This is a genomic window from Hydrogenophaga sp. (assembly GCF_048549895.1).
Taxonomy (GTDB): Bacteria; Pseudomonadota; Gammaproteobacteria; order Burkholderiales; family Burkholderiaceae_C; genus Hydrogenophaga.
The window spans coordinates 1-26,734 of the sequence record NZ_JBLYYB010000159.1 but is presented as its reverse complement, the minus strand read 5'-3'; the positions used below and the strand labels follow the sequence as shown (position 1 = coordinate 26,734).

The 26,734-nt window shown below is 61.9% G+C and carries 24 protein-coding genes and 1 pseudogene; 12 read left to right on the top strand and 13 right to left on the bottom strand.

What is annotated here, in order from left to right:
* Positions 1 to 115: 115 nt before the first annotated feature.
* From ACN4F8_RS15660 to ACN4F8_RS15635, 6 genes and pseudogenes are all read left to right on the top strand, one after another.
* Entirely contained in the window at positions 116 to 994 is an 879-nt protein-coding gene (locus ACN4F8_RS15660; RefSeq protein ID WP_419474402.1) for an enoyl-CoA hydratase/isomerase family protein, read from the top strand.
* Positions 991 to 3,108, top strand: a complete 2,118-nt coding sequence (locus tag ACN4F8_RS15655) for an acetyl/propionyl/methylcrotonyl-CoA carboxylase subunit alpha (protein WP_419474401.1) — start codon at positions 991 to 993, stop codon at positions 3,106 to 3,108. Before ACN4F8_RS15660 ends, ACN4F8_RS15655 begins: the two co-directional genes overlap by 4 nt.
* A 154-nt stretch (positions 3,109 to 3,262) precedes the next feature.
* Entirely contained in the window at positions 3,263 to 4,417 is a 1,155-nt protein-coding gene (locus tag ACN4F8_RS15650; protein WP_419474400.1) for an acyl-CoA dehydrogenase family protein, read from the top strand.
* A complete protein-coding gene (locus ACN4F8_RS15645; protein ID WP_419474399.1) occupies positions 4,405 to 4,905 on the top strand; it encodes a thioesterase family protein in 501 nt (166 codons plus the stop codon). The genes ACN4F8_RS15650 and ACN4F8_RS15645 overlap by 13 nt, the downstream gene beginning before the upstream one ends.
* A 31-nt stretch (positions 4,906 to 4,936) precedes the next feature.
* Entirely contained in the window at positions 4,937 to 5,251 is a 315-nt protein-coding gene (locus ACN4F8_RS15640; RefSeq protein ID WP_159603664.1) for an EthD family reductase, read from the top strand.
* A gap of 62 nt (positions 5,252 to 5,313) precedes the next feature.
* Positions 5,314 to 5,472: pseudogene (locus tag ACN4F8_RS15635) on the top strand (hotdog domain-containing protein); the annotation flags it as partial.
* Positions 5,473 to 5,593: 121 nt separating this feature from the next.
* Here ACN4F8_RS15635 and ACN4F8_RS15630 read toward each other — a convergent pair.
* The 13 genes from ACN4F8_RS15630 to ACN4F8_RS15570 all read right to left on the bottom strand — a co-directional run bounded on the left by ACN4F8_RS15630 (position 5,594) and on the right by ACN4F8_RS15570 (position 22,438).
* Entirely contained in the window at positions 5,594 to 7,651 is a 2,058-nt protein-coding gene (locus ACN4F8_RS15630; RefSeq protein WP_419474398.1) for an AIPR family protein, read from the bottom strand.
* A 3-nt stretch (positions 7,652 to 7,654) separates the two neighbouring features.
* Positions 7,655 to 8,599 (bottom strand): PD-(D/E)XK motif protein, encoded by a 945-nt coding sequence (locus ACN4F8_RS15625; RefSeq protein ID WP_419474397.1) that lies wholly within the window; start codon positions 8,597 to 8,599, stop codon positions 7,655 to 7,657.
* Positions 8,589 to 11,273 (bottom strand): Z1 domain-containing protein, encoded by a 2,685-nt coding sequence (locus ACN4F8_RS15620; RefSeq protein ID WP_419474396.1) that lies wholly within the window; start codon positions 11,271 to 11,273, stop codon positions 8,589 to 8,591. The genes ACN4F8_RS15625 and ACN4F8_RS15620 overlap by 11 nt, the downstream gene beginning before the upstream one ends.
* A gap of 18 nt (positions 11,274 to 11,291) precedes the next feature.
* Complete coding sequence (locus tag ACN4F8_RS15615; RefSeq protein WP_419474395.1) at positions 11,292 to 12,740, bottom strand: ATP-binding protein; 1,449 nt, start codon at positions 12,738 to 12,740, stop codon at positions 11,292 to 11,294.
* Positions 12,741 to 12,863: 123 nt separating this feature from the next.
* Positions 12,864 to 14,408: a DNA cytosine methyltransferase gene (locus ACN4F8_RS15610; protein WP_419474394.1), complete on the bottom strand. Its 1,545-nt coding sequence runs from the start codon at positions 14,406 to 14,408 to the stop codon at positions 12,864 to 12,866.
* A complete protein-coding gene (locus tag ACN4F8_RS15605; RefSeq protein ID WP_419474393.1) occupies positions 14,408 to 14,893 on the bottom strand; it encodes a very short patch repair endonuclease in 486 nt (161 codons plus the stop codon). The genes ACN4F8_RS15610 and ACN4F8_RS15605 overlap by 1 nt, the downstream gene beginning before the upstream one ends.
* Positions 14,894 to 14,992: 99 nt before the next feature.
* A complete protein-coding gene (locus tag ACN4F8_RS15600; RefSeq protein ID WP_419474392.1) occupies positions 14,993 to 15,394 on the bottom strand; it encodes a DUF2784 domain-containing protein in 402 nt (133 codons plus the stop codon).
* 123 nt (positions 15,395 to 15,517) lie between these two features.
* Positions 15,518 to 16,693 (bottom strand): ABC transporter substrate-binding protein, encoded by a 1,176-nt coding sequence (locus ACN4F8_RS15595; protein ID WP_419474391.1) that lies wholly within the window; start codon positions 16,691 to 16,693, stop codon positions 15,518 to 15,520.
* 46 nt (positions 16,694 to 16,739) lie between these two features.
* Entirely contained in the window at positions 16,740 to 18,596 is a 1,857-nt protein-coding gene (locus tag ACN4F8_RS15590) for an AMP-dependent synthetase/ligase (protein ID WP_419474390.1), read from the bottom strand.
* A gap of 190 nt (positions 18,597 to 18,786) precedes the next feature.
* Positions 18,787 to 19,575, bottom strand: a complete 789-nt coding sequence (locus ACN4F8_RS15585) for an ABC transporter ATP-binding protein (protein WP_305345654.1) — start codon at positions 19,573 to 19,575, stop codon at positions 18,787 to 18,789.
* The gene (locus ACN4F8_RS15580; protein ID WP_419474389.1) at positions 19,572 to 20,432 is read right to left on the bottom strand and encodes an ABC transporter ATP-binding protein; all 861 of its coding nucleotides are present in this window, start codon (positions 20,430 to 20,432) and stop codon (positions 19,572 to 19,574) included. The genes ACN4F8_RS15585 and ACN4F8_RS15580 overlap by 4 nt, the downstream gene beginning before the upstream one ends.
* The gene (locus ACN4F8_RS15575) at positions 20,429 to 21,505 is read right to left on the bottom strand and encodes a branched-chain amino acid ABC transporter permease (protein ID WP_419474388.1); all 1,077 of its coding nucleotides are present in this window, start codon (positions 21,503 to 21,505) and stop codon (positions 20,429 to 20,431) included. Before ACN4F8_RS15575 ends, ACN4F8_RS15580 begins: the two co-directional genes overlap by 4 nt.
* 57 nt (positions 21,506 to 21,562) lie before the next feature.
* The gene (locus ACN4F8_RS15570) at positions 21,563 to 22,438 is read right to left on the bottom strand and encodes a branched-chain amino acid ABC transporter permease (protein ID WP_419474387.1); all 876 of its coding nucleotides are present in this window, start codon (positions 22,436 to 22,438) and stop codon (positions 21,563 to 21,565) included.
* 165 nt (positions 22,439 to 22,603) lie between these two features.
* On the opposite strand from ACN4F8_RS15570, the gene ACN4F8_RS15565 reads away from it, so the two are divergent.
* From ACN4F8_RS15565 to ACN4F8_RS15540, 6 genes are all read left to right on the top strand, one after another.
* Positions 22,604 to 23,989 carry an acyclic terpene utilization AtuA family protein gene (locus ACN4F8_RS15565; protein ID WP_419474386.1) on the top strand — a complete coding sequence of 462 codons (1,386 nt, stop codon included), beginning with the start codon at positions 22,604 to 22,606 and terminating at the stop codon, positions 23,987 to 23,989.
* Positions 23,986 to 24,372, top strand: a complete 387-nt coding sequence (locus ACN4F8_RS15560) for an AtuA-related protein (RefSeq protein ID WP_419474385.1) — start codon at positions 23,986 to 23,988, stop codon at positions 24,370 to 24,372. Before ACN4F8_RS15565 ends, ACN4F8_RS15560 begins: the two co-directional genes overlap by 4 nt.
* A gap of 145 nt (positions 24,373 to 24,517) precedes the next feature.
* The gene (locus ACN4F8_RS15555) at positions 24,518 to 24,832 is read left to right on the top strand and encodes a hypothetical protein (protein WP_419474384.1); all 315 of its coding nucleotides are present in this window, start codon (positions 24,518 to 24,520) and stop codon (positions 24,830 to 24,832) included.
* Positions 24,819 to 25,229, top strand: coding sequence for an SgcJ/EcaC family oxidoreductase (locus tag ACN4F8_RS15550; RefSeq protein ID WP_419474383.1), 411 nt, complete (start codon positions 24,819 to 24,821; stop codon positions 25,227 to 25,229). The genes ACN4F8_RS15555 and ACN4F8_RS15550 overlap by 14 nt, the downstream gene beginning before the upstream one ends.
* A gap of 61 nt (positions 25,230 to 25,290) precedes the next feature.
* Complete coding sequence (locus ACN4F8_RS15545) at positions 25,291 to 26,013, top strand: TetR/AcrR family transcriptional regulator (protein ID WP_419474382.1); 723 nt, start codon at positions 25,291 to 25,293, stop codon at positions 26,011 to 26,013.
* A gap of 2 nt (positions 26,014 to 26,015) precedes the next feature.
* Positions 26,016 to 26,734: alpha/beta fold hydrolase (locus tag ACN4F8_RS15540; RefSeq protein ID WP_419474381.1), on the top strand; the 719-nt coding region annotated here is incomplete at its 3' end.

Sequence of the window (26,734 nt, the reverse complement as noted above, 5' to 3'; positions counted from 1 at the left end):
GCCCTCCCCCAGAGGGGGAGGGGGCAAGAGGGGGAGTCCTGCCTTCACTCCCTCCCCCTCTGGGGGAGGGCAGGGGTGGGGGCCCGCCCGCCAACACATTGCAGGACACCCCACGATGACCCCCTTCCAAACACAACGCCAAGGCGACACCGAACGCTGGACCCTCAACGACCCCGCCACCCGAAACGCCCTGAGCGACGCCATGGTGCTCGGCCTGTTTGACGCCACCCTGCGCGCCCAGCAAGACGACAGCCTGCGCATCATCGTGCTCACCGGCGCACCCGGCGCCTTCACCGCCGGTGGCAGCCTGGGCAACTTTGCCAGCGCCATCGGCCAACCCCTCAAGCCCGGCGAAGACGATCCATTGATCGCCATGAACCGCGGCTTTGGCGATGTGTTGCACGCGCTCTGCGCGCTGCCGCAGCTGCTGGTGTGCGCGGTGGACGGCGCGGCCATGGGCGGCGGCTTTGGCCTCGTGTGCTGCGCCGACCATGTGATTGCCACCGAGCGTTCGGTGTTCGGCACACCCGAGGTGACGCTGGGTCTGCCGCCGGCGCAGATCGCGCCCTTTGTGTGGATGCGCCTGGGCGAGGCGAAAGCCCGCCAGTGTTTGCTGCAGGGCCTGAGCTTTCGCGCCGAGGCCGCCATGCAGCTGGGCCTGGTGGACGAGGTGACTGAGGACGGTGAACTGGAGCAAGGCCTGCAGGAACGGCTGGCACGCTTGAAGCGCGCCGCGCCCGGCGCGGTGGCCAGCACGAAACGCCTGCTGCAGCGCCTGCGCGGCGATGTGCCCGATTTGCGTGACGAGGCGGCCATCCCGTTTGCGGCCGCGTTGCGCAGCCCCGAAGCCGCCGCAGGACTCTCGGCATTTGCGAAGAAGCAACCTGCCCCCTGGGCTGGAAACGTGCCCCCACGCTCCACCGCTGCGCGGGTCGCTGCCCCCCAAGGGGGCGAATCCGGCTTGGGGCGGCCCGGCGCCGGAGTTGATTCATGAAGCGACTGTTGATTGCCAACCGCGGCGAAATCGCCCGCCGCGTCATCCGCACCGCGCACGCCATGGGCATCGAGACCGTGGCCGTATTCTCCGAGACCGACGCCCACGCGCTGCACGTGCGCGAGGCCACCAGCGCGTTTGCGCTCGGCGGCACCACCTCGGCCGAGTCCTACCTGCGCGTGGACCGCCTGCTGGACGCGGCACTCGCCACCAACGCCGACGCGGTGCACCCCGGCTACGGCTTCCTCAGCGAGAACGCCGACTTCGCGCAGGCCGTGATCGATGCCGGCCTCACCTGGGTCGGCCCGCCGCCGGCGGCGATTCGCGCGCTGGGCAGCAAGTCGGCCGCGAAGGCACTGGCTGTGGCGCACGGCGTGCCTTGTTTGCCCGGTTACTTTGGCGACGACCAGCGTGAAGACACGTTGGTGGCCGAGGCGCAGCGCGTGGGGTTTCCGCTGATGGTGAAGGCCGTGGCTGGCGGTGGTGGGCGCGGCATGCGGCTGGTGCACAGCGCGGACCAGTTGCTGCCTGCGCTGAAGGGCGCACGGTCGGAAGCCCTGAGCGGCTTCGGCAACGGCGACTTGCTGATCGAACGCGCGCTGCTGCGCCCACGACACGTGGAGGTGCAGGTGTTTGCCGACGCGCACGGCCACTGCGTGCACCTGGGCGAGCGCGACTGTTCGGTGCAGCGGCGGCACCAGAAGATCATTGAAGAAGCGCCGAGCCCTGCCGTGTCGCCCGAGCTGCGCGAAGATCTGGGGCGCTGCGCCGTGGCGCTGGCGCAGGCGGCGGGGTATGTGGGGGCGGGGACGGTGGAGTTTTTGTTGGATGAGGCAGGGTGGGCGAGGGCTTCGACAAGCTCAGCCCGAACGGGGGATGGGTCAGCCCAAGCCGCAACCAACGCCGTTCACCCTGAGCCCACCCCCGTTCGCCCTGAGCCTGTCGAAGGGCGGTATTCCGATCATCCTGAGCTCGTCGAAGGGCCTGAGCCCACCCCCGTTCGCCCTGAGCCTGTCGAAGGGCTCACCCACACCTCACCCTTTTTTCTGATGGAGATGAACACCCGCCTGCAGGTGGAACATCCCGTCACCGAAGCCCTCACCGGCCTCGACCTCGTCGAATGGCAACTCCGTGTTGCCCGCGGTGAACCCCTGCCCCTCACACAAGAAGAAATCACCTTCCAAGGCCACGCCATCGAAGTGCGCGTGTGCGCCGAAGACGACCACCACACACCGCACACCGGCCGCGTGCTGCAGTTCGCCGAGCCGCCGCTGGTGCCCGGTCTGCGGTTTGACCACGCGCTGGAAACCGGCAGCGAAGTCACGCCGCATTTCGATTCCATGCTGGGTAAGCTGATCGCTCACGCCCCCACGCGCACCGAAGCCATCGACCGCCTCGCCCACGCGCTGGACCAGACCCGTGTGCTCGGCCTGTCGACCAACCGCGCCTTCCTCGCGGCCTGCCTGCGCCACCCCGTGTTCCATGAAGGTGGCGCGCTGATTCCCTTTCTGGCCGAAGAAGGCGACACCGTTCGCGCCATGCTGCTGCCCCCGCCCGACGCGGTGCTGGCGGGCTTGCTCGCCGCTGCGTTCGGCGCGCAGCCACCCGCCACCGCGCTGGCCTGCCCCTTTGCCCGCCCGCTGCGCTGGCAACACGGCGAGCAGGTGCTGGACCTGGCTGCGCGTGAACTCGGGCAGGGCGCACTGAGCGTGGCCTGGGGCGAGCGCACCGCGCAGGCGCGCGTGAGCCCGGGCCGGGTGGTCGTTGACGGCATCGGCTGGCCTGTGGCGGCCGTGTCGCTCGGGGCGGGTCGCTGGCAGGTGCAGGCCGGTGCCCACACCATCGAGCTGGTTGACCTCAGCCTCGTGCCGCGCGAGCGCGCAGGCGGTGCGTCGGCCGTGCGCGAGCTGCGCGCGCCCTTCAACGGCAAGCTCATCGCCGTGCACGCACAAGCCGGCGCCACCATCGCCAAAGGCGAGCCGCTGCTCGTCATCGAATCCATGAAGCTTGAACACACCCTGGCCGCACCGCGCGACGTGACTGTGGACAGCGTGTCGGTTGCAGCAGGTCAGCAGGTGGCGCCCGGCCAGCTGCTTCTCACGTTTGGTTCCTGAAGATGAATCGCCATCCGTTCGAGTTGAGCCAATCCTTGTTCGAGTTGAGCCAATCTCCGTTCGGGCTGAGCTTGTCGAAGCCCTTGCCAGCCACCTCAGCAAGAGCCCTTCGACAGGCTCAGGGCGAACGGAAGTTGCGCTCTGGAGAACCGACATGACCACCGACTTCAACCCCGAGGACCGCACAGCCCTGCTCGACACCGTGCAGCGCTTCGCCACGCAAGCCATTGCGCCGCACGTGAGCGCGTGGGACGAAGCCGGCGAGTTCCCGCGCAGCCTGTACCACCAGGCGGCCGAGCTCGGCCTGCTGGGCCTGGGCTACCCCGAGCACCTGGGCGGCACACCTGCGCCGTGGAGCGTGCGCAACGCCATGTCGCAAACGCTGGCGCGCTTTGGCGGCAGCGGCGGCGTGATGGCCAGCCTCTTCACGCACAACATCGGCCTGCCACCGGTGCTGGCGCACGGCACAACCGAACTGCAGGCCGAGGTGATTCCGCCCGTGTTGCGCGGCGAGCAGATCGCCGCGCTGGGCATCACCGAGCCCGGCGGCGGATCGGACGTGGCCGCGCTGCGCACCACCGCGCGGCTGGAGGGCGACGAGTATGTGATCGACGGCGAGAAGGTGTTCATCACCTCCGGCATGCGCTGCGACTGGATCACGCTGGCGGTGCGAACGGATGTGAACAGCAAGGGCGCCAGCGGCATCAGCCTGATCGTCGTGCCCTGCCACACCCCCGGCATCTCGCGCAGCCAGCTGCACAAGATGGGCTGGCACTGCAGCGACACAGCGCACCTGCGCTTTGATGGCGTGCGCGTGCCAGCCCGCTACCGCCTGGGGGCCGAGGGCGCGGGCTTTCGCATGATCATGGGCAACTTCAACGGCGAGCGCTTGGCCATGTCGGCCATGGCGCTCGGCTTTGCGCAGGCCTGCTATGACGAAGCCCTGGCCTGGGCCCGCCAGCGCAGCACCTTCGGCGCACCCCTCATCGAACGCCAGGTGATCCGCCACAAACTCATGGACATGCAGATGCGCATCCAGTCCACCCAGGCCTGGGTGGACGCGCTGGGCGCGCGGGTGGACGCGGGCGACGACGGCGCCGATTGGGTGGCACAGGTGTGCCTGTTGAAAAACCACGCCACACAAACCATGCAGCATTGTTCGGATGCCGCCGTGCAGATGCTGGGCGCCATGGGCTACATGCGCGGCACCGTGAGCGAGCGCGTGTACCGCGAGGTGAAGGTCATGATGATCGGCGGCGGTGCTGAAGAGATCATGAAAGAACTCGCTGCAAGACAATGGGCCCTATGACCAAGACAACAGCGACCCCCACCGCACCCGTCGAATTCGAGCCCGAGTTCATCGATGCGCTCAAACACCTGTTTGAAGAAAAGATCGTGTTCAACCAGGTGCTGGGTTTGAAGATCGCCAGCATCACGCCCGACAAGGTCGTGGGCCGCATCGACATGAAGCCCCAGCTGGTCGGCCACTACAGCCACAACCGCATCCACGGCGGCGTCATCAGCGCCTGCCTGGATGCCATGGGCGGCCTGGCCTGCATGGCCGCCATCGGCGCGCGCCACATGATTGAGCCGCCGCTGCAACGCCTGCACCGCTTCAGCAAACTCGGCACCATCGACCTGCGCATCGACTACCTGCGCCCCGGCATCAGCGACCACTTTGAACTGCGCGCCGAAGTCATGCGCCTGGGCTCGCGCGTGGCGAGCACACGCATGGAGTTTCTGGGGGCGGACGGGAAGTTGTTGTCCACCGGGGCGGGGGCGTATATCGTTTCGTGAATTTTCCCCAACCACTCCAAGGAGACAAGCCATGATCAAAGTCAGCGTGATGTACCCCAACACCCCGGGCGCGCGTTTCAACCACGAGTACTACCGTGACAAGCACATGCCGATGGTGCAGGCCAAGATGGGCGCGGCGCTCAAGTCCTACACGGTGGACAAAGGCCTGGCCGGCGGCGCGCCCGGCGCACCGGCCACCTACGTGGGCATGTGCCACCTGTTCTGCGACTCGGTCGAAACCTTCCAGGCCGGCTTTGGCCCCCACGCCAAAGAGATCATGGCCGACATCCCGAACTACACGGACATCGCGCCGGTGATGCAGATCAGTGAGGTGGTGGTGGGGTAGGTGGCGGGTTTGCCGATCGAGGTGATCACCGTTGGCCCATGTAAGAGGCGATTCGGAAGCACCTGAATCGCTTTAGAAGGCTCGCCACCATCGACCTGCGCATCGACTACCTGCGCCCCGGCATCAGCGACCACTTTGAACTGCGCGCCGAAGTCATGTGCCTGGGTTCGCGCGTGGCGAGCACGCGCATGGAGTTTCTGGGCGCGGACGGAAAGTTTTAGTACACCGGAGCGAGGGCTTTCATCGTGTCTTGAGGGTGTGGAGCATTTTCCGGGGGGAGGGTCCCATCTTCCATGATTTTCGACATCGCAGACTAAGGTCTGCATGCAGACAGGTCGGGCTTCATTCCTTGAAGCCTTCCATTCGGGCCTTCTTCTCTGCTGCCATCACCCTCTGGCTCTGAGGACCAGAAGGAATCCTCCTGCTTGACATATTGGCAGCAACGCCAAGAAAGTCCATTTCACTAGGGGTCATAGCCAAACCCTCGCTGGCCCACTTGTGCAGTTTTGACCAATATGCTGCTCCTCTGCCGACGACATAAGTCTGAGCCTCAATGTCGTTCAGTACCTTCTGCTCTCGACGGGCCGCGCGTTTAACTCCATCTTTCTCTTCTGCATCGATCAGGTCCTTTTCCAAATCGACCCCGAGCCTGATATCCACAGATTGCAGGAGGTCGTCCCAGCACTTTTCACGCTTGCACCATTCGGTGACGTTGGCGACCTTGTACGCATCGGCAGAAGAGATGATCCTCAGCTGTACCTGCTTTGCAATGTGCAGCAGGGCTTCATTCATCGAGCTGGACGTTGCCTGCCTGTTCCAAACCTTAAGGAAGTCAATGTCCTGCTTGCGGCTCTTGAGGTTGTATGTCAGCAGAGCGATGGAGTAGGTCACCGTATTGGCCCGGTAGCCCTGCGCGTACCACTCAGCTCCCCCTACGAGCCGTTCGAGCGTCCGGAAAACGATCGTGGCGCCGATGATGCCCTTGAACCAGTCTTCACCGAATGCAACGCCTTCCTCTCCCCACTGCCCGGTCACGTTCTCTGCAAAGAATCTGAAGTTTTTCTGCGCACCCTGACTGACCACATGTGGCATGCACATGATCGTTATCAGTACCTTTGCAACATCGGTTTTCTGTATCAGTTGTTTGCGCGGGTTCTGGACCTCGAACTCCCTCTTCTTCGCAGGAGTCATGTATGCCGATGCGTTGGCGTATTGACCTCTTGCCCGTTCATAGAACCAATGGGTCATCTGCTGGGACCCCTCTCCCGCGGGAGCCCAAACGTTCCGCGAAAAGTTCTCTATACGTCTGTGGAACGGATGGTTGGAGAAGAAGTCGGCATCGCTGACCTTGTTCTGACTGTTCGCGTATAGGGAGATCCTGGGAACTATCTCATTTACCAGATCGGACCGGACGACTGACAGTTTCATCTGCACTCTTACTTTGTCTAGGTTCTCAGCCTTGTCTCTCTTCATCACGTTGAAGATCGAGGCGGTGGTCTGTCCTCCATTGACGATCTGCAGGTTCTCGAGCCAGTTCACAACAACTTGGTTTCCGTCCGGGTCGAATTCGGCCTTTGCCGCAGTCGCAGAGATGCCATTGTTGTAGGCGAAGAACATCTGGGGTTCTTCGAGAATGGTCTTGCGTATTCCCTTGTTGACCCCTCTTGTTGCTTGGAGAAAGGTTCTGACGTTCTGTTCAAGAAGGCGGCCGCCGTACAGGTCGTAGATTTCGGCCAACCAGTCGCCTGGTATCACCGTCAGGTAGGAGTCGAGTTCAGATCCCCCGGCGTTGGCAGGGAGACAGGGAAGTCCTTTGCCAAACATCTTCACAAAGTCGATGACGATCGGTTCCGGTTCGCCAGTTGACAGGAGACGGCCGACCGCAACCAAATCCCAGACCCTGACGGCCCATTCTGTGTCATCCTTTTTCCATTTCGGCAGGACCTTGACCGCAGTCGAAAGCTTTGCATCTGAAAGGATGTTGAGGCGGATGCGGACAACCGAATGCCCCATCTGGGCAAGCTGCCTGGCGAGGCTCCATATGCTGCTCCCCACATCGACTTCGAAAGAGAGGTCACCTCCCACAGCGCGTTCAAAGAAGGTTTCCGCGCGTTTCAGGCATGCATCCAGACTGGTTTTTGTCAGGCTCTGCACTTCAGGTTCACCGTGGAAGTCGACTTGGAACAAGTCAAGTGTGCCTTCGTCGTCGGCGTAGGCATATCCATCAATCCTCATACCCCTGTGGACGAAGAAAGCCGGCTCGAATCCTGGTACCGCTCCTGAGTCCACGAGAGCTTCTGCCACAACAGATGCAAAGGCTGTCTCAGAAAAGTCGGACGTTGCAGCTGATCTGGCTGCGACCTGTTGCAGCAAGTCGGCCAAGAATTCACCGTCATTCATGATTCAAGCATCGCTCCATGGAATGGTCGATTCAAAGGGAGATAGTGCAGCCAGCTGAATTCCGTAGGTCACCTCTTGGATGCCAGTCATCAATGTCGAGGGGATGATCCTGGGAAAGTCGTCAGTCACAGCGAAAGCGTCTTTCTTCACCAGCGCGAACGCTTGAGCCCGATATTCAGGCAGATCCAGATATCCGAGGCTGCCTAGCTTTTCCTCGAATTCTTCGGTTGCGGATGCAGATGCGCCAAGGACTGCATTCAGTTCGTCAACCAGTGCACCCAGGCTCTTTCCTCCAGCGGAAACTACCGCCAAATGGTAGACACACAGGTATAGATTGGAGCTGTCCACCCATAGCTGGGAGGGTGATGAGATACGAACAGACTGGGGTGATCCAACAAGGTGTGACTTGATCTCGAAGACCTTGTTGTCCGATGCAAAGTCCTGAGGAAACCCCGCAGGTCCCTTCCACGCTTGGACTGCTTCGGGGCCGAATCTTGGCAGCAGCTCCTGCTGAAAGAAACTGAGCTCCGCAAAAAGGCCGCGAATCTCATGCTCCCCGAGGAGATGCGGGCCACCTCTTGAGAGGAGGCGCTGCCATTTCGAGAGTCGTGCGCATAGAAGTTCAATGCAGTCTGCGTCGGAATGGGCACCTGAAGTACACCTGATCAGGTCCTTGCAGAGCAGGGCAAACAGATCCACATCCTGCGCCTTGGCGAGCACAAGATGCAGCTCGTGTGTTTTGTCGATCCACAGAGCCCTTAGGCCCTTTAGGCGTGGGAAATTTTGGTCCCAACGGACTGCAGAGCTCAGCTGAAGCACCACCATTGGCTGACTTTCGGCGTTCACTGCATAGTAGAAGGCGAATGGATGATCTGGGTCGGCTCGCCTTGCACTCAGTGCTCCGACATGCGGTGTCATCAAGTCTTGCCACGGGCTTTCAGTCTTCATCTGCATCGTCCTGCGGGCTACCATAGTTCTCGGCCCACCAAGTGGTGTTCACAACGTACGTCACTTCTGTTGTCTCGTGGCCTGACTTCGGGAAAGCTATTCCCCACGCAACCACACTGGTTTCGGTCGGAGAGTTGCTTTTTTCCTTGTCCTTTTCTTTGTCCCAGACGTCGAGAACATGGAGCATGAGCAAGGGCCTTGTGCGAAGCTTGATGTACTGCCAGTCAGGGATGTCGCTAGCGGCACCCCATTCCCTTTCAGCAGCGCCGCGCTCATCCGCGCTCATGCCTGCCTTTACTTGCCCTCTGCCACCCACTCGTAGTGCTTTGCCGCTCACAGCGATGTAATCGATTCCCGCTGAGCTGCGTTTCCAAAGAGACGAACGAGACTGGGAATTAGGTGTGAAGGGGCCAAACGAGGTGGATGACTTGTTACCTGTTGGTGGACTGAAAAGACAAATGTCCCATCGCTCAAGTTCTTCGAGCTCGCGCGCTTTGATGTAGGCATTCACCGGTTCCGATTGGGTGATCAAAGCAACGTCATCATGGTTTTGAAAGCTATTCACAAAGTTGCGGACCAGTGGCGCAACTTGCATGCCTTTCCAGAGGTAGCCGAAATCATTGGACTGGTCGGGATTGCCCAAGTCGGACAGAGAGGTCAGGAGGCTGCTCAGCACCTTTCTGTTGGCAGCTATGGCATCAGTACGCAGACGGGTCGTCTCGATCAGTTTTTCAGACAGAGAAACCGAGTGATTGACTCTCTGCCCGGACCGCATCTTGTTCCTCGCCGTCACGATCAGGGATTCGGGGTGTGCACGTACCTTCAGACCAAAGTCGACAGGCTGTGCTCCGGCTCTCTCCATTCGGTTGAACTCGTCACGCAGCTCATCAATGGCTTCCGAGATGTGGGCATACCAGTCGATGGCCTCCTCTGTCATGAAGATGCGGCAGACATCTGCATAACCGTCGCGATATCCAAACCAGCGACCCATCTGCAGCAGCGTGTCGTACATCATCGAGTTGCGTAAGAAGTAGCTCACAGTCAGCCCTTCCAGAGTGAAACCACGCGAAAGCGCAAATCCACCAATGGCAATGACATGCAGGCCGTCGTTCTTGTATCTCCTGTAGTCCAGTTTGTCGGGCGATTTGCTGTTCACCTTTCTCACCTCGATCGGCCCAGCCGCGCGGACGAGTGCTGCCTGAACATCGGACCACGTTTCAGGAAGCCGTCCCTCGAACTGACTTTCCCACACCTCGTGCAGCCTGTTCATCTCGGGGTCCCGGAGCGCCTGTTTCTCAGGCAGTCCCGCATGGCCCATGCAAGCGGAGCGAATCGTATTCATCAGGTCTGCGACAAGGCCGGTTAGTTTGGTCTGTACGTCGTTGAACCGTGATGCATTGACCAGCATCGATGAGTGGCTCTTGTCTTGACCCCGCAATAGCCTGATTGCACGTGCAAGAACAAAAGTGCGAACAGCCTCTTTGAGGCTTTCCGGAATCTGAGTCAGGGGATGGGAAATCTTGTGTTTTTCCGGCAGCAGATCTATGTGGTCGTCTACCGTGGTCAAGGTGTCGTGGAGGTCCCCAGATTCGGGGAATATTCGGGATGCCCCGACATAGTTGGTGGGAGCATCGAGCGAAATGATGAAGTCCCTCGGGAAAAGGTCTTCGCGCTCCATCTCATCCCTGCTGATCGGATCTATGAAGATATTTGCAAAGGGGGTCGCCGTGTACCCAAGATAGACATTCTTGTCGAATGAGTCCAGAAGTTGCCGAATCCGGTCGTTGATGGCAGATGGGGAGTCATCATTTTTAGAGACGTTGACGGATGCGTTGTCTGCTTCATCGTCAATCAGCAGCATCGGAATACTGCTGATGCGAGCTCCCGCCTGCCGGTTGCGGATCTCCAGCCATTCGATGAGGTTGGCCAGGGTACGTGAGTTCTTCTTCATGACGAGAACCAAGGGTTCGCTGAGCGATTGCAACGAAACACCCAAATCTCGCGTGGTGGCCCTGAAATCGTCGGCACGCGTGGTCAGGCAGATAGGACGCTTCTCCAGTCCATAGAGACCAACACCGATCGCTGAGTCTCTTCCAGTAGTCGCCTCCGAGCTGATGCCAGTGAAGCCCTCTTCGATGCGCTCTTGGGTCTGTACACGCAGATCCTCCTGAATCCCTGTGAGGATCACGATGAACTTGTATCCATAGTCGGCCGCCTTGCAGATGACGCCGGTGTAGTTGGCGGTCTTGCCAGACTGCACGTGACCAACCACCAGACCTCGGCGCGCCCAGCGTCCCTGCTTCTCAGGGTCGTGCATCAGCCCCACGATCTTGTCAGTGTCCTTGTCAAGAACACCCAGCACAGCCGATCCAAACCCCCGGTTAGCCAGATGCCTGCGGTAGCGGTCGTAGTAGTACGGGATCAGGCTTGCTCGCCTACCGGGCAGCCACTGTTCGAATTTCACCTGTATCGTCGATGCGTCGCTCATGCTGATCGAAAGACTTGCCTCAATCTGGCGGGCAGCTTCCTCGATCTGACCTTCGCTGATGGTTTCAGAGAGATCCGGATAGAGTGGCAACACGGTTCTCAGGACTAACCGGACCTGCGCCGGAGTGCGGGCGGGCATGTTCGAAAGGATCCCGATGGCATTGTTCTGGAGATCTTGAAGTGACATTGCTTTCCCTGGTGCGAATCAGTCTGCGGTGGCGAGTCTTGCGATCACCCCGATCTGGTCCGGGTGGCGGCTGAAGGGCTCCATGCTGGCCAGAACCGTCGTCAATCCTGCCGGATCAAGATCGGGGTTGGCCTGTACGAGCATCTTGGCAAGTGCGAGCATCACATCCATGTCCGGTTGCTCGGTCTCAATCTGCTTTGGCGTATTGGAGTAATCGCTGAAGAAAGCGGCCGCGGGAAACGTCTGGCCGAACATCTTGATCATCTGCCTCAGACGCAGGCGGTCACGTATTTGGAGGTCGTTGAGAAGTTCGGTCAACAGCGGGTGTTCGTTGTTGATGACGTACTCGATCCGGTCGTTGTGAATCTTGCGGACCCAAACTGGCGAGGCATCCGTCTCGATTACCGCTCTGCCCCTTTGTGTGTAGGGCCTCTTGGCTCCCGACCGGATCTGCTCGATAACCTGTCTGAGCCGGTTTTTGACGATAAGCGGAGGGTGGGCGCGAGCCTTCCGCACATCGATGCCCCAGTGGTGATCTGTGTTGTTGGGAATATCAATGCGAACACGTGCGAGCTTCGTGAGCTCTTCCTGCCTGGCCAGCCTGAACCAGCTTCCCCATATGATCAGCCGACGGTTCCGGTAAATGTAGAAACCTTGATTCCTGAGGTAACCCTCGCGTCCAGCGAGGCGTTCATATTCTTTGGCGCTCACCTTGGAGTGGTGAGGCAGTACGAATGCCTGAATCCTGACCTCGCTATCCCTAAATCGCACCACCTCTAGCGGAAACTTTTGTGTTGCGATGGTTAGTTCGGCAAACGGGTCATAAGGCTCGATGTCCGTACCGTTGATGGAAACTCGAACTTTCTTCAGTCCAGGCTCACCGGCCAAGAAACGGTGGAAGATTCTGGACAGATGCTGCCTGACGGCTGACATCGTTTCATTGAACGTTTCATGACCGACTTCGCCCATACCTGCCAACTCGAGGCGGTCAATCTTGCGCCACAAGACCAATGTTCCACTTTCTTCAAGCGGGAGTGCGAAAGGAATATCCGACATTTCGTTTGGATGAACCTCTGTAATCTCCCACCTGTTTGTCACTGAAACCCGGTCAAGATCCCAGCGCATTCCGTTGAGTCCTTCGGATGCCCTAGTCAGCACGGTCAGTTCTCTGCATTGGCTGAACGAGGCAGTTTTCAGCCCCAAGCCAAACCGCCCCAGATCGTGGGCAGCGCGTTCATGTCTGGGATCTTTTGATCCAGGCCTCATAGCCTCTAGAAGTTCCTCTCGCGACATGCCGCACCCGTCGTCGACAACCGCAATCCATGGAAGATCAGCCACCCAGCCAAAACGCAAGTCAATACTCCTTGCGCCAGCGGCAATGCTGTTGTCAATGATGTCGGCCACTGCAGACTCAAAGGAGTAGCCGATGTCGCGCATTGCCTCGATCATCACCGAGGCGCGTGGCATGAGTTCTATGGCTCCGTAATCCCTCGATCCCGTCACTTGCGTCCTCGTTTGTAAGGCTGCTTACATTCTGATGTATTTCGGGCTAGCAGCGGCGGCGCTCAGCCAAGACCACTTCAGACATGTTCAAACGGCTTGTCTTTTCATATTCAGAACCGCAGAGACGACCCCTGCAATCTGGTTCGCAAGAAGCGCAGGCACCGCATTTCCTACTTGATGGTATTGCTGCGTCCGATTGCCCTGAAAGAAGTAGTTGTCGGGAAAGGTTTGAAGCCTTGCTGCCTCACGCACCGTCAAGCTGCGGCACTGGCTCGGATCGGGGTGTATGAAGTAGTGACCGTCCTTTGCGATATGGCTGGTCACTGTCGTGCTTGGCAAGTTGTGCAGTTGCACTCTGAATCGGTCAATGAACTTGCCTGATTCCCAGTTCTTGTGCTCTGGCGCCAAACCCGCCAACGGAAAGTCCAGGTGCCCTTTTGGGGTTCGTTGATTCAGAAGCCCGAACACGGCTGTGTAAAAGTACCGGCCAAGGTCACTTGCCATATGTGACCTGGATTCGTGGTTCAACCAGACCTCCAATCGGTCATCCTTCACCCAATCGACCAAGCGCGAGGGGATTTCCGGCAGCTTCGCGTGGTGGTAACGAAGTGCTCCAGTTTCGAGGGTGAGCCCGAGCTTGATCGCCTCTCCTCGAAGCCGAAAGGCCAGCTGGTCAAGTCCTTTTGCCTCGGCGTCACCTTGAAGCTTCTTCGCGAGCTCATGAACCACAGATCTCCAGCGATCATCGGTGTCTTCCGTGCTCAGTTTGCTTCTGAGCTGTGGCAGCGCGAAGATGGCCTGATCCACCGTTGGGGGGGCACTCTTGTTCAACAAGTGGCGACCGTCGTAGTTCAATTCTTCCCGCACGCCCAACAGGATGACTCGGTGTCGTGCCTGCGGGATTCCATACTTTTCCGCTTCGATGATGAAGGCGTTCGCATCGACGAAATCCGGTTCCATGCCCGCCTTGAAGCTCACGGGGCTGACCAGCGAGTGGATGGTGTATCTCAAGCCATCTGGTCTGCCCAGGGCCTTCCCGGGTTCCGCAAGGTCGCGAAGGATGTCGTGGAACACCAGCTTCCCGTTCACCTTGGAAGACAGTATCCCCTTGACGTTTTCCATAACGAAGACAGCCGGGCGCGTGGTGTCCAGAATGCGCAGGTATTCCCGGTATAGAAAGTGGCGGTGGTCGTCCTCGGCGACGTAGTGCTCCTTGCCCTTGTTGCGTGAGCGTCCCACCAGCGAATACGCCTGACATGGCGGCCCTCCGATGAGCACGGTCTCCTCCTCCCGGAGTCCAGCCTTGACGATGAGTTCGTCAAGTCGGTCGTTGTCAGCGGGTACGCCCAAGGTGAGCTTGTTGGCTTCGGCTTGCGCGTCCTTCCATGCACTGGGTACCTTGGTTCCCGGATGGGGCGCTTCTGCTGAATGGCAGAAGTCGTAGTACGCCGCCAGGGCCTTCTGATCTCCCCGGATGTATCGGAAGAAGCTTCTGAGCGTCAACGTCTTGTGAGCGCTCTCCTCCATCTCGGCCGACACCGCAATCTCGAAACTTGCGTCTCCTTTGTAGGACGCGAAGCCCTCTCCCAATCCCCCCGGACCTGCGAACAGATCCACTATCTTGTATTTCATCAGTTGCTTCGTTTCGTTATTCTTGCCGGGTCAGTCGGCTCTTCGCGGAGTTCACCAGTCGGCTTGCCGGATTCGATCCAGTCAGTCAGTACTGACTGAACATTTGAAGGCGATTTGGTCGTCTTCAGAAAGCATTCCCACACCACCAGAACTCGCCAGCCCATGGACAGAAGCTCGGAAATTGCCTTTGCATCCCGTGCCACGTTCGTCGTGAGTTTGCCCTGCCAAAACTCTGGCCGAGTGCTGGGCATCTTGGCAAAGCGGCAGTCTCCGTGGTGGTGCCAGAAACACCCATGCACGAACACTGCGACCTTCCTCCCGGACATCACCACGTCCGGCCTGCCCGGCAGGTCCTTTCGATGAAGTCGGTAACGGTACCCCGCAGCAAAGAGTGCTTTGCGAACGATCACTTCGGGTTTGGTGTTGCTGCCCCGAATGCCCGACATCATGGCGCTTCGCTTTTCGGGAGTAACAACGTCAACCAAGGTAGTCACCTGCTGGATATCGAAGTAGGGGCTTGGCTGCCCAGGCGGTTTGATCGTACCAGGTTGGGCATGCCAAACGGTACCTTCACCGTGTTGACCTCACCGTCTCGGCCTAACCCCCCACCAAGCCGCCCCCACCACCACAGCAGACCCCGTATACCCCGCCACAAACACCCACCAAGGCGCGTCCCAGTACAGCAGCCGCGCCAGCCAGTGTTCGATGAAGCTTTCGCGGTAGCCGCTTTGGCCGGCGAGGCGGCGCAGGTCTTGTTCCCACACGGTCAGGGGGCAGAGCTGACCGAGCCAGGCCTGGGCCGCGATGAAGACCATCAGGGCCAGGTGGGTGAGGCGCAGGCCGAAGTGGCGCACCCAGCGCCAGCCGAGTGCGCCCCCGAGCAAGACGAGGGGCAGCAGGCCGACCACGAACAGCACGATGCCCACGTGCAGCGCGAGAATGGCGTCGGCGAGCAGCAGGGCTGTGGCGGGGCTCAGGTGGGTCATGCGGCCATGGTACGGGGGCAGGCGAAAAAAAACCGCCAGCACACCAGGTGTTGGCGGTTTCACGCATGGCCTGCCGAAGCAGGCAACGTGTCATTCGTTGATCACACAGCGCTCAAGTGGGGCTCACTTGGCGGCGTCGATCTTCATGTACTCGGACACCACTTTCCAGCGGTTGTCGGTCAGCTGCGAGAGGCGGGTTGAATTGCTGCCCAGGCGCTTGGTGGGGCTGAAGGTCATCTCGGCGCTGCCGAAGATGTCCGGCGGAATGGTCATGGTGTCCATGGCCTTGATGAAGCTCTCGGTGGTCAGGTTGTTGCCGGCCTTGCCCGCGGCGCGCAAGAAGGTGTCCACCAGCGAATAGCCGTACACCGAGAACACGGTCGGGTCTTCGTTGAACTTGGTCTTGTACTTGTTGGCCCAGAAACGGATGGGTTGCGAGGCTTCGTCGGTGTAGGGGTTCTGCACCGTCATGGTGGCGTAGAAGCCGTTCATGGCGGGGCCACCGAGCTTGTGGATCAGGTCGGTGTAGGCCGCACTCGACCCGATGAAGGTGGGGTTGAAGCCCAGGCGCTTGGCCGTGGCAATGCCGCCGATGGTCTCGCGGATGATGGTGCCGAGCACGACCATGTCGCACTGCTCGGACGCCAGCTTCTGCATCTGCGACGAGAAGTCGGTGGCGCCGCGCTTGTAGCTGGTTTCCACCGCCAGCGCCATGCCGGCGGCTTTCAGGCCGTCTTCAGCACCGCGCTTCACTTCCAGGCCGAACTCGTCGTCCTGGTACATGGCGCAAACCTTCTTGGCGCCTTTCTCTTTCGCCAGCTTGGGCACGGCGATCTTCATCTGGTCGTAGTAGGTGGCGGCAAAGCTGTACTTGAGCTTGTGAAAGGGCTCGTACATTTCGCGCGCGGCGGTCACGGGGAAGAAGTTGATCACGTTCTTCTGGAACTGCACCGGCATGGCGGCCATGTTTTGTGCGGTGCCGATGTGGCCGACCATGGCAAAGATCTTGTCCTGGTTCACCAGCTTCTGCGCGGCCAGCACGGCGCGGCGCGGGTCGTAGGCCGAGTCTTCCACCACCAGCTTGATCTTGCGGCCGTTGATGCCGCCTTGCTCGTTGACCTCGTCCACCCGCAGCATCATGCCCAGGCGCACCTGCTTGCCAAAGCCGGCAATGGGGCCCGAGAGGTCTTGAATGGAGCCGAGCACGATTTCGTCCTTGCTCACGCCTTGCGTTTGCGCCATGGCCGCGCTGCTGCCCGCGGCGAGCAGGGCGGCAACCAGTGTCAGTCGGGTTTTCATCTTGTGGGTCTCCTGGGGTGGTGGTCGGGTTGGCGGTTGAAAGGATTCAGCTGTACATGGCGTTGATCTGCGGCTCGTACTTGGTTTGCACCAGCTTGCGCTTGAGCTTCATGGTGGGGGTGAGTTCCTCGTCTTCCGCGCTGAGCTGGGTGTCGAGCAAGAAGAACTTCTTGATCTGCTCCACCCGGGCAAACTTTTTGTTCACGCGATCGATCTCGGTCTGGATCAGCGCCTGCACCTCGGGCGCTTTGGTGAGGCTGGCGTAGTTGGAAAACGGCACGTCGTTGTCCTGCGCATACTTCTCCACGTTCTCCTGGTCGATCATGATGATCACGGTGAGGTAGGGCTTCTTGTCGCCGATCACCACGGCGTCCGTCACATAGGGCGAAAACTTGAGTTCGTTCTCCAGCTCGCTGGGCGTGATGTTCTTGCCCCCTGCGGTGATGATGATGTCTTTCATGCGGTCGGTGATGCGGAAAAACCCTTCCTCATCCACCACGCCCACATCGCCCGTGTGCAGCCAGCCATCGGCGTCGATGGTCTCGGCGGTTTTCTCGGGCAGGTTCAGGTAACCCATGAACACGTTGGGGCCGCGCACCAATATTTCACTGGTCACCGGGTCGAGCTTCACCTCGTTGTAGCTGGCGGCAGGGCCGATGCTGCCGGGCTTGATGCGGTCGGCCGGAATGCCGGTGGAGGCACCGCAGGTTTCCGTCATGCCCCACACCTCGAGCATGGGAACGCCCAGCGCCAGGTACCAGCGCACCAGCTCGGGCGAAATGGGTGCCGCACCGGTGACGAGGAAGCGCGCCTTGTGAATGCCGATGAGCTTGCGCACGTTGTTGAGCACCAGCGTGCGCGCCACATGAAACCGCAGGCGCAGCCCGCCGGGCACCGGCCTGCCAGCCATCACCAGGTCGGCCACCTGCTGGCCCACACCAATGGCCCAGCCGTAGGCGGCCTGCTGGATCTTGCCGGCTTCTTTCAGCGTGATCATCACGCCCGAATAAAACTTTTCCCACACGCGCGGCACGGCGGTGAACACCGTGGGCGCGATCTCGCGCACGTTCTCCGGCACGGTTTCGGGGTTCTCCACAAAGTTGAGCTTGGCCCCGGTGTAGAGCGAAAAATACTCACCGCCCATGCGCTCGGCAATGTGGCACAGCGGCAGAAAACACATGCACTCGTCTTGCTCGCTGCGGGCAATGAGCGTGTTGTAGCCGCGCACGGTGTAGACCAGGGCTTTGTGCGAATGCATGGCGCCCTTGGGCCGGCCGGTGGTGCCCGAGGTGTAGACCAAGATGGCCAGTTCGTCGGGCTGGCAGCCGGCCACGCGGGCTTCCAGCAGGCCGGGGTGTTGCTGCAGGTGGGCGCGGCCCAGCTCGCGCAGCTGCACCAGGCTGATCACCTGGGAGTCGTTGAGCTCGCGCAGGCCGTCCATGTCCTCCACGACGATCTTGCGCAGCTTCGGCAGCTGGTCGCGCACTTCCAGCGCCTTGTCCAGTTGTTCGTCGTTCTCCACAAACAGCACCGTGGTGCCCGAGTCGGCGCAGAGGTACTGCACCTGCTCGGCCGCGTCGGTGGGGTAGATGCCGTTGGACACACCGCCCGCGCTGAGCACCGCCAGGTCGCACAGCACCCATTCGATGGTGGTGTTGGAGAGGATGGACGCGGTCTCGCGCGGCTCGAAGCCGATGGCCATCAGGCCGTGGGCAATCTCGCGCACCGCGTCGCCGGTCTGTGTCCAGCTCCAGCTGCGCCAGATGCCGAACTCCTTTTGCCGCATCCACACCTGCGGTCCGCGTGCCTTCACACCGTTCCAGAACAGCGCGGGGATGGTCTCGCCGTCGAGCACGATCTTGTTTTGCGGCTGGATGCCGGAGAGGTCCCAAAGATTGCTCATGTTTTGCTTCTCAACGTGGTGTGCCAACCCACCGTTCGGGCTGAGCCACAGCTCCGTTCGCCCTGAGCCTGTCGAAGGGCTCGTTCGATGGTGTGGGTGAAGGCTTCGACAAGCTCAGCCCGAACGGAGGGGAGATCAGCCCGAACGGAGGGGAGATCAGCCCGAACGGAGGAAATTGCGTGCATTGAGCCTATCTCCAGTTCTTCTTCTTCTTCCAGCGCCGGTCGGCCCGCACGCCTTCTTCTTTCATGCCGAGGTAGAACTCCTTGATGTCGTCCTTCTCGCGCAGGTTGGCACAGGTGTCTTCCATCACGATGCGGCCGTTCTCCAGCACGTAGCCATAGTCCGACGCATTGAGGGCCATGTTGGCGTTCTGCTCCACCAGCAAGATGGTTGTGCCGCGCTCGCGGTTGATGCGCACCACGATCTCGAAGATCTCCTTGGTGAGCTTGGGGCTCAGGCCCAGGCTGGGCTCGTCGAGCAGGATCAGGTCGGGGTTGGCCATGAGCGCGCGGCTGATGGCCAGCATCTGCTGCTGCCCGCCCGAGAGCAGGCCGGCGTCTTGCGCGGCGCGCTCGCGCAGGATGGGAAAGTAGTTGAACACCAGCTCCATGTCGCGCGCCACGCCGTCGCGGTCCTTGCGGGTGTAGGCGCCCATCAGCAGGTTGTCGCGCACCGAGAGCAGGGCAAACACCTCGCGCCCTTCGGGCACATGGCTCAGGCCCTGCTGCACCACAAAGGCCGGGTCCTTGGCGGTGATGTCTTCACCCTTGAACTCGATGGAGCCCTTGCGCGGGTCGATGATGCCGCTGATGGTCTTCAAGATGGTGGTCTTGCCCGCGCCGTTGGAGCCCAGCACGGTGGCGATCTCGCTGCGGCGCACCTGCAGGCTCACGCCGCGAATCGCCTTGATCGGGCCGTAAGCGCTCTCGACGTTCAGCAGCTTGAGCACGGGTGCATCGGTGGTGGCAACGCTCATGACCGTGCTCCTGCCGTTGCAGGCTTGTGATTCTCTCGGCGCAGGCCCGACACATCGTCCATCGAGCCGAGGTAAGCCTCGATCACACCCGGGTCGCTCTGCACCTGCGCCGGCGTGCCCGACGCGAGTTCGCTGCCCATGCTCATGGCCAGCACACGGTCGGACACCTTGGAGACCAGGGTCATGTCGTGCTCCACCATCAGCACCGTGATGCCGAGTTCGTTCTTGATGTCGGTGATCCAGAACGCCATGTCTTCGGTCTCCTCCACGTTCAGGCCGGAAGACGGCTCGTCGAGCAGCAGCAGCTTGGGCTCGGTGCACAGCGCGCGCGCCAGCTCCACCACCTTGCGCACGCCGTAGGGCAGGCCGGCCACCATGCTTTCGCGGTGGTGCTGCAGATCGAGCAGGTCAATCACTTGCTCCACCTTCTCGCGCGCCTCGATCTCGGCCGCGCGCGTCTGGCCGGTGAAGAAGAGCTCGCTCCACAGCCCCGTCTTGCGGTGCGTGTGGCGGCCGATCAGCAGGTTCTGCAACACGGTGGCGTGTTCGAACAGCTCGATGTTTTGAAACGTGCGGGCAATGCCGAGGTTGGCAATCTGGTGCGGCGCCTGGTCGGTCAGGCGCAGCATGCCCTCAGGCCCGGCGTAGTCGATGGTGCCGGTGGTGGGCGTGTAGATGCGGCTGATCAGGTTGAATACCGTCGTCTTGCCCGCGCCGTTGGGGCCGATGAGGGTGAACACCTCGCCGCGCTTCACGTCGAAGCTCACGTTGTTGACCGCGAGCACGCCGCCGAAGCGCACGCTCAAGTTCTTGGCCGACAACAGAACCGATTGCCCTGAGCTTGTCGAAGGGTTCATTTGAGTCTGTCCGATTTCTGGAACGATTTCTGCCGCTTGAACATGCCCTTGCGATAGAACGGGAACAACTGGAAATACGCGCGGATCTTGAGCCAGCGGCCGTACAGGCCCATGGGTTCAAACAACACAAACGCGATCAGCACCAGGCCGTACACCGTGCCCTGCAGGCCGGCCGCCTGGCCGATGGCTGCGGGCAAGAAGTCTTTGCCCAGCGCAATGAGTTGCGGCATCACGATGAGGAAGATGGCACCCAGAAACGCACCGTGGATCGAGCCGAGCCCGCCGATCACCACCATGAGCAGCAGATCGATCGACTGGATGATGCTGAACTGCTCGGGCGAGAGAAACTGGATCTTGTGCGCGTAGAGCGCGCCGCCGATGCCGGCGAGTGCGGCCGAGAGCGCAAAGCTCATGGTCTTGTAGCGCGCCAGGTGAATGCCCATGCTCTGCGCCGAAATCTCCGAATCGCGGATGGCGACAAACGCGCGCCCGGTGCTGGACCGCATGAGGTTGGCAATGGCCAATGTGGCCAGCACCGTGACCACCAGGCACAAGAAGTAGAACTCGTTGGTGGACTCCAGCTCCCAGCCGAAGAGCGCCGGTGCGTTGACCACCAGACCCGAGTTGCCGCCGGTCACGTGCTCCCAGCGCGCCATGATTTCTTCAACGATGAAACCAAACGCCAGCGTGGCCATGCCGAGGTAGATGCCCTTCACGCGCAGCGCCGGCAAACCCACCACCATGCCCACCGCCGCCGAGAGCAAACCCGCGCAGGCCAGCGCCAGCGGAAACGGAATGCCCGCGTTGACCATGATGGCCTGCGTGTACGCACCCACGCCGAGGAAGGCCGCGTGGCCGAGCGAGAAGAGGCCGGTGAAACCCGCCAGCAGCATGAGGCCCAGGCCCACCACCGAATAGATCAGCACGAAGGTGAGTTGCGCCAGCCAGTACTCCTGGATCACCCAGGGCGCAGTCACCAGAAACAGCCCGAGCAGGCTGTACCAAAAGGTCTGCCCGCCGTGTTTGGCGAGTTTGATGTCTTGGTTGTAGTCGGTCTTGAAGAGAAAACGCATATTGATTGGTTGGGGTCAGAGCACGTCGCTGCGCGAGTGGTCTGACCCGCAATGAATTCAGACTTTCTTCCTTAGCTTCTCGCCGAACAAGCCGTTGGGCTTGAGCACCAGCATGATCAGCACCACGATGTAAGGCGCCACGTCCTTGAAGCCTTCGGGCAGATAGAAGCCCGAGAACGCCTCGACGATGCCGATGATCAAACCGCCCACGATGGCGCCGGGCAGGCTGGTGAAGCCACCCACCACCGCAGCCGGAAAAGCCTTGAGACCGATGAAGCCCATGTTGGCGTGCACGAAGGTGATGGGCGCGAGCAGCAGGCCCGCAATGGCCGCCACCGCCGCGGCCAGGCCCCACACCAGGCCGTTGAGTCGCTTGACTGGAATACCCATGTAGTAGGCCGCGAGCTGGTTTTGCGAAGACGCCTGCATGGCGATGCCGAGCTTGCTGTAGCGGAACATGGCAAAGAGGCCCAGGCACAGCAGGCCTGTGACGCCGATCACCACGATCTGTTCGGCCGAGACCACCAGCCCACCCATGCGCAGCACCTGGCCGGCGTAGGGCACGGGCAGGGTGTGGGTGTCGGTCCCGATGTTGGGGATCATGGTGATGAGCCCGCGCAACACATAGCCCACACCGATGGTCAACATGACGATGGAGAAAGCGGGTTGCCCCAGGATGGGGCGCACCACCGCGCGTTCGAGCAACACACCAAACAGGCCCATGGCGATGATGGCGGCTGGCACCGCGAGCCAGAAGGGCAAGCCGAGCACGGTCATGGCAGCCAGTGCAGCGAAAGCGCCCACCATCATCAGGTCGCCCTGCGCAAAACTCACGGTTTCGGTCGCCTTGTAGATCAGCACGAAACCCAGGGCGATGAGTCCGTAGATACAGCCCTGGGCCGCACCGCTGATGAGCAGTTGCAGCAGTTGCACGCATGTCTCCTGATTGTTCTGGCGCCGCCTTGTCAGGGGTACTTGCTGCGAACTGGGTGGCAGTGCGCCCCGGCGGTGTGAAAGATTTATAGCTGTCTTGCCCGGGACTGCCGCTAGGGGTTGACCCCCATCCAGAGTCTCCGATGCGCCATGAAGATGCACCGCATGAAGTCCATACGCATCGGCGCCGGCCTGGGGTTCTACGGCGACAACTGGGAGCCCGTGGCCGCGAGCATCGAGCGCGGTGGTGTGCAGTTCATCGCCAGCGACCACCTGGCCGAACTCACGCTGGCCATCCTGCAGAAAGACCGCCAGCGCGACCCGGCTTTGGGCTATGCGCGCGATGTGGTGCCCATGCTCCTGAAGCTGTGGCCGCTGATGCGCGAACGCGGCGTGCGCTTCGTCTGCAACGCCGGTGGACTGAACCCGCGGGGCGCTGCGCAGGCGGTGCTGGCGGCGTTCCAGGCCAAGGGTTGGCAGGCCAAGGTGGCGGTGGTCTCGGGCGACGACGTGTTGCCGCAGCTGCAAAGCGCCGAAGCCGGGTTCGACCACCTGTTCACCCAGGAGAGCGTGGCCGGTGTGCGCGAACGGCTGGTGTTTGCCAACGCTTATGTGGGTGCGAAGCCCATCGTGGACGCGCTGGACGCAGGCGCCGACATCGTGATCACCGGGCGCGTGGCGGACGCGGCGCTCTTCCTGGGGCCGCTGGTGCACGGCCTGGGCTGGACGCTCGCAGGCGCCACCAGCGAACAAGACCTGAACCGTCTGGCGCAAGGCCTCACCGTGGGCCACCTGCTCGAATGCTCGGGCCAGGGCAGCGGTGGCAACTTCGGAAGCCAGGGCGCGTGGCAGGCCATTCCCGATCTGGCGCACATCGGGTATCCCATTGCCGAGGTGTTTGAAGACGGCACGGCCCTCATCACCAAGGCGCCCGACACCGGCGGGCGCATCAACTTCGACACCGTGCGCCAGCAGCTGCTGTACGAGGTGCACAACCCGCACGCCTACTTTTCGCCCGACGTGGTGCTGGACATGGGCCACATCACCCTGCACGACGAAGGCTTTGATCGCGTGCGCCTCACCGGCGCGCGCGGCAGCGCACCCACCGACACGCTCAAGGTGGTGGCGGGTTTTCGCGACGGTTTCAAGGCCGAGGTGACCTGGGGCTTTTCGTGGCCCGACGCCTGGGACAAGGCGCAGGCCGCGCAGGCGACCATCCGCACCTTGCTGAAAGACAAACGCATTCCCCACGACGAGCTGTATGTGGAGTACCCCGGGCTCAACTCGGCGCACGGCGCGCTGGCGCCACTGCCCAAAGCCGACGCGCTCAACCAGAGCAACGAAATCTGGACCCGCCTGGTGCTGCGCACGCAAGACAAGGCCGCCGCCGACGGCTTTGGCCGCCTGTTCCCCTGGATCGGCCTGAGCGGCCCGGCCTACACCTGCGGCTTCACGGGGCTGCACAACACGAGCGAGCTGCTGGGCATCTGGCCGACCTTGATACCGCGTGAGGTGGTCGAGCAGGGCGTCCGTGTGGAGCTGCTGTCATGACGAAAATCACCATACCCCTGGTGCGCATCGCCCACGCCCGCAGCGGCGACAAGGCCGACTGGGTGGACTTTGGCCTGTTCGCGTGGAACGCGGCGGGCTACCGGTTGCTGGAACGCGAGGTGACGGCCGAGCGCGTGCAGGCCCACTTTGCGCCGTGGCTGCCGGGCGAGGTGGACGCCTGGCCACTGCCCAACATCCTGGCGCTCAAGCTGGTGTTGCGCGGGGCCTTGCAGGGTGGCGGTGCGCGCAACTTGCGGCTGGACAACCTGGGCAAGGCGATGGCGGGTGCTCTGTTGAGGATGGAGATCGAGGTGACGCAGGATGAGCTGGAGGAGGCTTTGCATGCGCCGCGTGTGGGGTGGTGGGGTGATGCGAAAACATGAAATCGGGAGAGCCCTCACCCCAGCCCTCTCCCAGAGGGAGAGGGAGCAACTCCGCTGCGTTGGCGAAGCCGCGTGTCTGGCCCCCTCTCCCTCTGGGAGAGGGCTGGGGTGAGGGCCCGCCCGCCAACCATCCAGGAACCATGAAATGACCCCATCCCCAGTCTCCATCGAAAAACAAGACGACATCTGGATCGTCACCCTCGACCGCCCCGATGTGCGCAACGCGGTGGACAGCCCGACCGCACGAGCCCTGCACGCCGCCATCACCCTGGCGCGCCAACTGGCCGCATTTCCGCAAGCCACGATGCGTGCCGACCGCGAAAGCGCCCTGGTCCAGTGGGACCTGCCGCTTGGCGAGGCGCTCTTGCAGGAGTGGCAGCGCGGCAAGGCGCGCATTCCCGATGCGCTCGAAGGCGCCACACGCTTCGCCGCAGGGCAGGGGCGCCATGGAAAGTTCTGACATCGACGAAGCCTCGGTGCGCGCCGCCACCGAAGCCTGGATCAGCACCTTCAATGCGTCCGACCTCCCGGGCATGGCGGCGCTCTACGACGCTCAGGCCCATCTGTGGGGCACCACCTCGCCCGTGCTGATCGCATCAAGCCAGGGCATCGCGGGCTACTTCTCTGCGGTGTTTGCCTTGCAACCCGCGCCCGGCATGGTCTTGAACGACGTGCGGGTCAGGCTGTATGGCGACACCGCCATCAGCACCGGCGGCTACACCCTGGCGCTGGGAGCCGCCGCGCAACGCCGCTCGATCCCGGCGCGTTTCAGCTTCGTGTACCGCCGCACCGGTGGGCGCTGGTTGATCGTGGACCACCACTCATCGGCCATGCCGGCGCCGCTCGATTTGGGTTGACGCCATCGGTCTTCGGGACTAGATTAACCAATTGGTTAAACCAGATGGTTAATTGAAACGCATGTCTGTCCCGTCCGTGAAGAAGTCGACCCTCCCGCGCCATCGAACGGCCCCGGCGAGCCAGCCGGACCACGTCCAGCCACCGGACCCGGTCGACACCCGCACGCGCATCCTCGCCGCAGCCTTCCGCTGCCTGTCCACCCAGGGCTACGCCGCACTCAGCGCGCGCGAGATCGCCCGGGACGCCGGCGTCAATCACGCCCTGATCAACTACTACTTCGGCACCAAGGACCAGCTGGTCATTGCGGTGCTCGATGCGGCCAACCAGCACCTGCTGCAGCGCCAGCGCGAGATGTACGCCGCGCCCGGCCGCTTCGCCGAGAAGTGGGCGCAGGCGCGCGCGTTCTACGAGGACGACGTGAACTCCGGCTTCGTGCGCTTGCAGGCCGAGCTGTACGCGGCCAGCCTGTCCAACCCCGGTCTGCGCGAGCAGTTCGTGCCGCGCATCACGGCCTGGAAACAGGTGGTGCTGGAGGCGGTGCGCGAAGCTTTGCAGGCCTATGCGGTGGATCTGCCACCCGCGTTCACCGCCGATGCCTTGGCCAGCCTGATCTCCGAGTTCTGGCTCGGCATGGAGTTCGCGCGGCTCATCGGTGGCGAGACCGAAAAGGCCCGCCACGACCTCGCGCTGGACGCGGTCCAGCAGTTGCTCACGGCGCTGGACCAGGCCGCCGCGCGCCCCGCACGCCGCCCCGCCACGAGGACGAAATCACCGAAAGGCTGACCATGGACACCCGCACAACCGATCCGCAGGCCACCGCGTCCGACTGGCCCGAGCGTTTCAGCCGCATTGCCGGGCCGCTGCCGCCCTCCGGTGCGCTCGATGCCACCAAGCCTTATCCGTTCTCCACCATCGAGCCCGCGCAGCAGGGCTATGTGGACCGCGACGGCGTGAAGATCTGGTACGCGGTGTGGGGCACGCAAGGTCCGTGGATCGCATTCGCACCCCCCATCCAGTTCGTCAACACCTCGGTGTTCAAGGCCACCGTGCCCTACCTGTCGGAGCACTTCCGCGTGATCACGGTGGACAACCGGGGCAACGGCAAGAGCGATCGGCCGCGCGGGCAGGAGCACTACGATTTCGAGCTGTACCACGGCGATTTCGTGGCCGCGCTGGACGCGATCGGCGTGCAGAAACTGGCGCTGGTGGGCCTGTCGGCCGGTGCCATGATCGCGCTGCGACTGGCGGGCGAGCAACCGCAGCGCATCTCGCACCTCATCACCGCCGGGGGCTTTGCCGAGACGGTGCAGACACCCGAGGAGCGCGCGCGCATGCGGGGCAAGGACAGCGATTTCATCTGCGAGCACTGGCCCAAGGTGCTCGACGCTTTCGTCGCCTCGATCTTCACCGAACCCCATTCGACCAAGCACTTCGAAGATGGCGTGCACTACGGCTGGGCCACCGACGGCGAGACCGTGGCCTGGGCGCGCAACGGCTGGTTTGG

What these genes read in the sequence shown, in the direction of transcription:
- ACN4F8_RS15660 (WP_419474402.1), top strand. Translation starts at nt 116, where the DNA reads ATGACCCCCTTCCAAACACAACGCCAAGGCGACACCGAACGCTGGACC.
- ACN4F8_RS15655 (WP_419474401.1), top strand. Translation starts at nt 991, where the DNA reads ATGAAGCGACTGTTGATTGCCAACCGCGGCGAAATCGCCCGCCGCGTC.
- ACN4F8_RS15650 (WP_419474400.1), top strand. Translation starts at nt 3,263, where the DNA reads ATGACCACCGACTTCAACCCCGAGGACCGCACAGCCCTGCTCGACACC.
- ACN4F8_RS15645 (WP_419474399.1), top strand. Translation starts at nt 4,405, where the DNA reads ATGGGCCCTATGACCAAGACAACAGCGACCCCCACCGCACCCGTCGAA.
- ACN4F8_RS15640 (WP_159603664.1), top strand. Translation starts at nt 4,937, where the DNA reads ATGATCAAAGTCAGCGTGATGTACCCCAACACCCCGGGCGCGCGTTTC.
- ACN4F8_RS15630 (WP_419474398.1), bottom strand. Translation starts at nt 7,651, where the DNA reads ATGAATGACGGTGAATTCTTGGCCGACTTGCTGCAACAGGTCGCAGCC.
- ACN4F8_RS15625 (WP_419474397.1), bottom strand. Translation starts at nt 8,599, where the DNA reads ATGAAGACTGAAAGCCCGTGGCAAGACTTGATGACACCGCATGTCGGA.
- ACN4F8_RS15620 (WP_419474396.1), bottom strand. Translation starts at nt 11,273, where the DNA reads ATGTCACTTCAAGATCTCCAGAACAATGCCATCGGGATCCTTTCGAAC.
- ACN4F8_RS15615 (WP_419474395.1), bottom strand. Translation starts at nt 12,740, where the DNA reads ATGCCACGCGCCTCGGTGATGATCGAGGCAATGCGCGACATCGGCTAC.
- ACN4F8_RS15610 (WP_419474394.1), bottom strand. Translation starts at nt 14,408, where the DNA reads ATGAAATACAAGATAGTGGATCTGTTCGCAGGTCCGGGGGGATTGGGA.
- ACN4F8_RS15600 (WP_419474392.1), bottom strand. Translation starts at nt 15,394, where the DNA reads ATGACCCACCTGAGCCCCGCCACAGCCCTGCTGCTCGCCGACGCCATT.
- ACN4F8_RS15595 (WP_419474391.1), bottom strand. Translation starts at nt 16,693, where the DNA reads ATGAAAACCCGACTGACACTGGTTGCCGCCCTGCTCGCCGCGGGCAGC.
- ACN4F8_RS15590 (WP_419474390.1), bottom strand. Translation starts at nt 18,596, where the DNA reads ATGAGCAATCTTTGGGACCTCTCCGGCATCCAGCCGCAAAACAAGATC.
- ACN4F8_RS15585 (WP_305345654.1), bottom strand. Translation starts at nt 19,575, where the DNA reads ATGAGCGTTGCCACCACCGATGCACCCGTGCTCAAGCTGCTGAACGTC.
- ACN4F8_RS15580 (WP_419474389.1), bottom strand. Translation starts at nt 20,432, where the DNA reads ATGAACCCTTCGACAAGCTCAGGGCAATCGGTTCTGTTGTCGGCCAAG.
- ACN4F8_RS15575 (WP_419474388.1), bottom strand. Translation starts at nt 21,505, where the DNA reads ATGCGTTTTCTCTTCAAGACCGACTACAACCAAGACATCAAACTCGCC.
- ACN4F8_RS15565 (WP_419474386.1), top strand. Translation starts at nt 22,604, where the DNA reads ATGAAGTCCATACGCATCGGCGCCGGCCTGGGGTTCTACGGCGACAAC.
- ACN4F8_RS15560 (WP_419474385.1), top strand. Translation starts at nt 23,986, where the DNA reads ATGACGAAAATCACCATACCCCTGGTGCGCATCGCCCACGCCCGCAGC.
- ACN4F8_RS15555 (WP_419474384.1), top strand. Translation starts at nt 24,518, where the DNA reads ATGACCCCATCCCCAGTCTCCATCGAAAAACAAGACGACATCTGGATC.
- ACN4F8_RS15550 (WP_419474383.1), top strand. Translation starts at nt 24,819, where the DNA reads ATGGAAAGTTCTGACATCGACGAAGCCTCGGTGCGCGCCGCCACCGAA.
- ACN4F8_RS15545 (WP_419474382.1), top strand. Translation starts at nt 25,291, where the DNA reads ATGTCTGTCCCGTCCGTGAAGAAGTCGACCCTCCCGCGCCATCGAACG.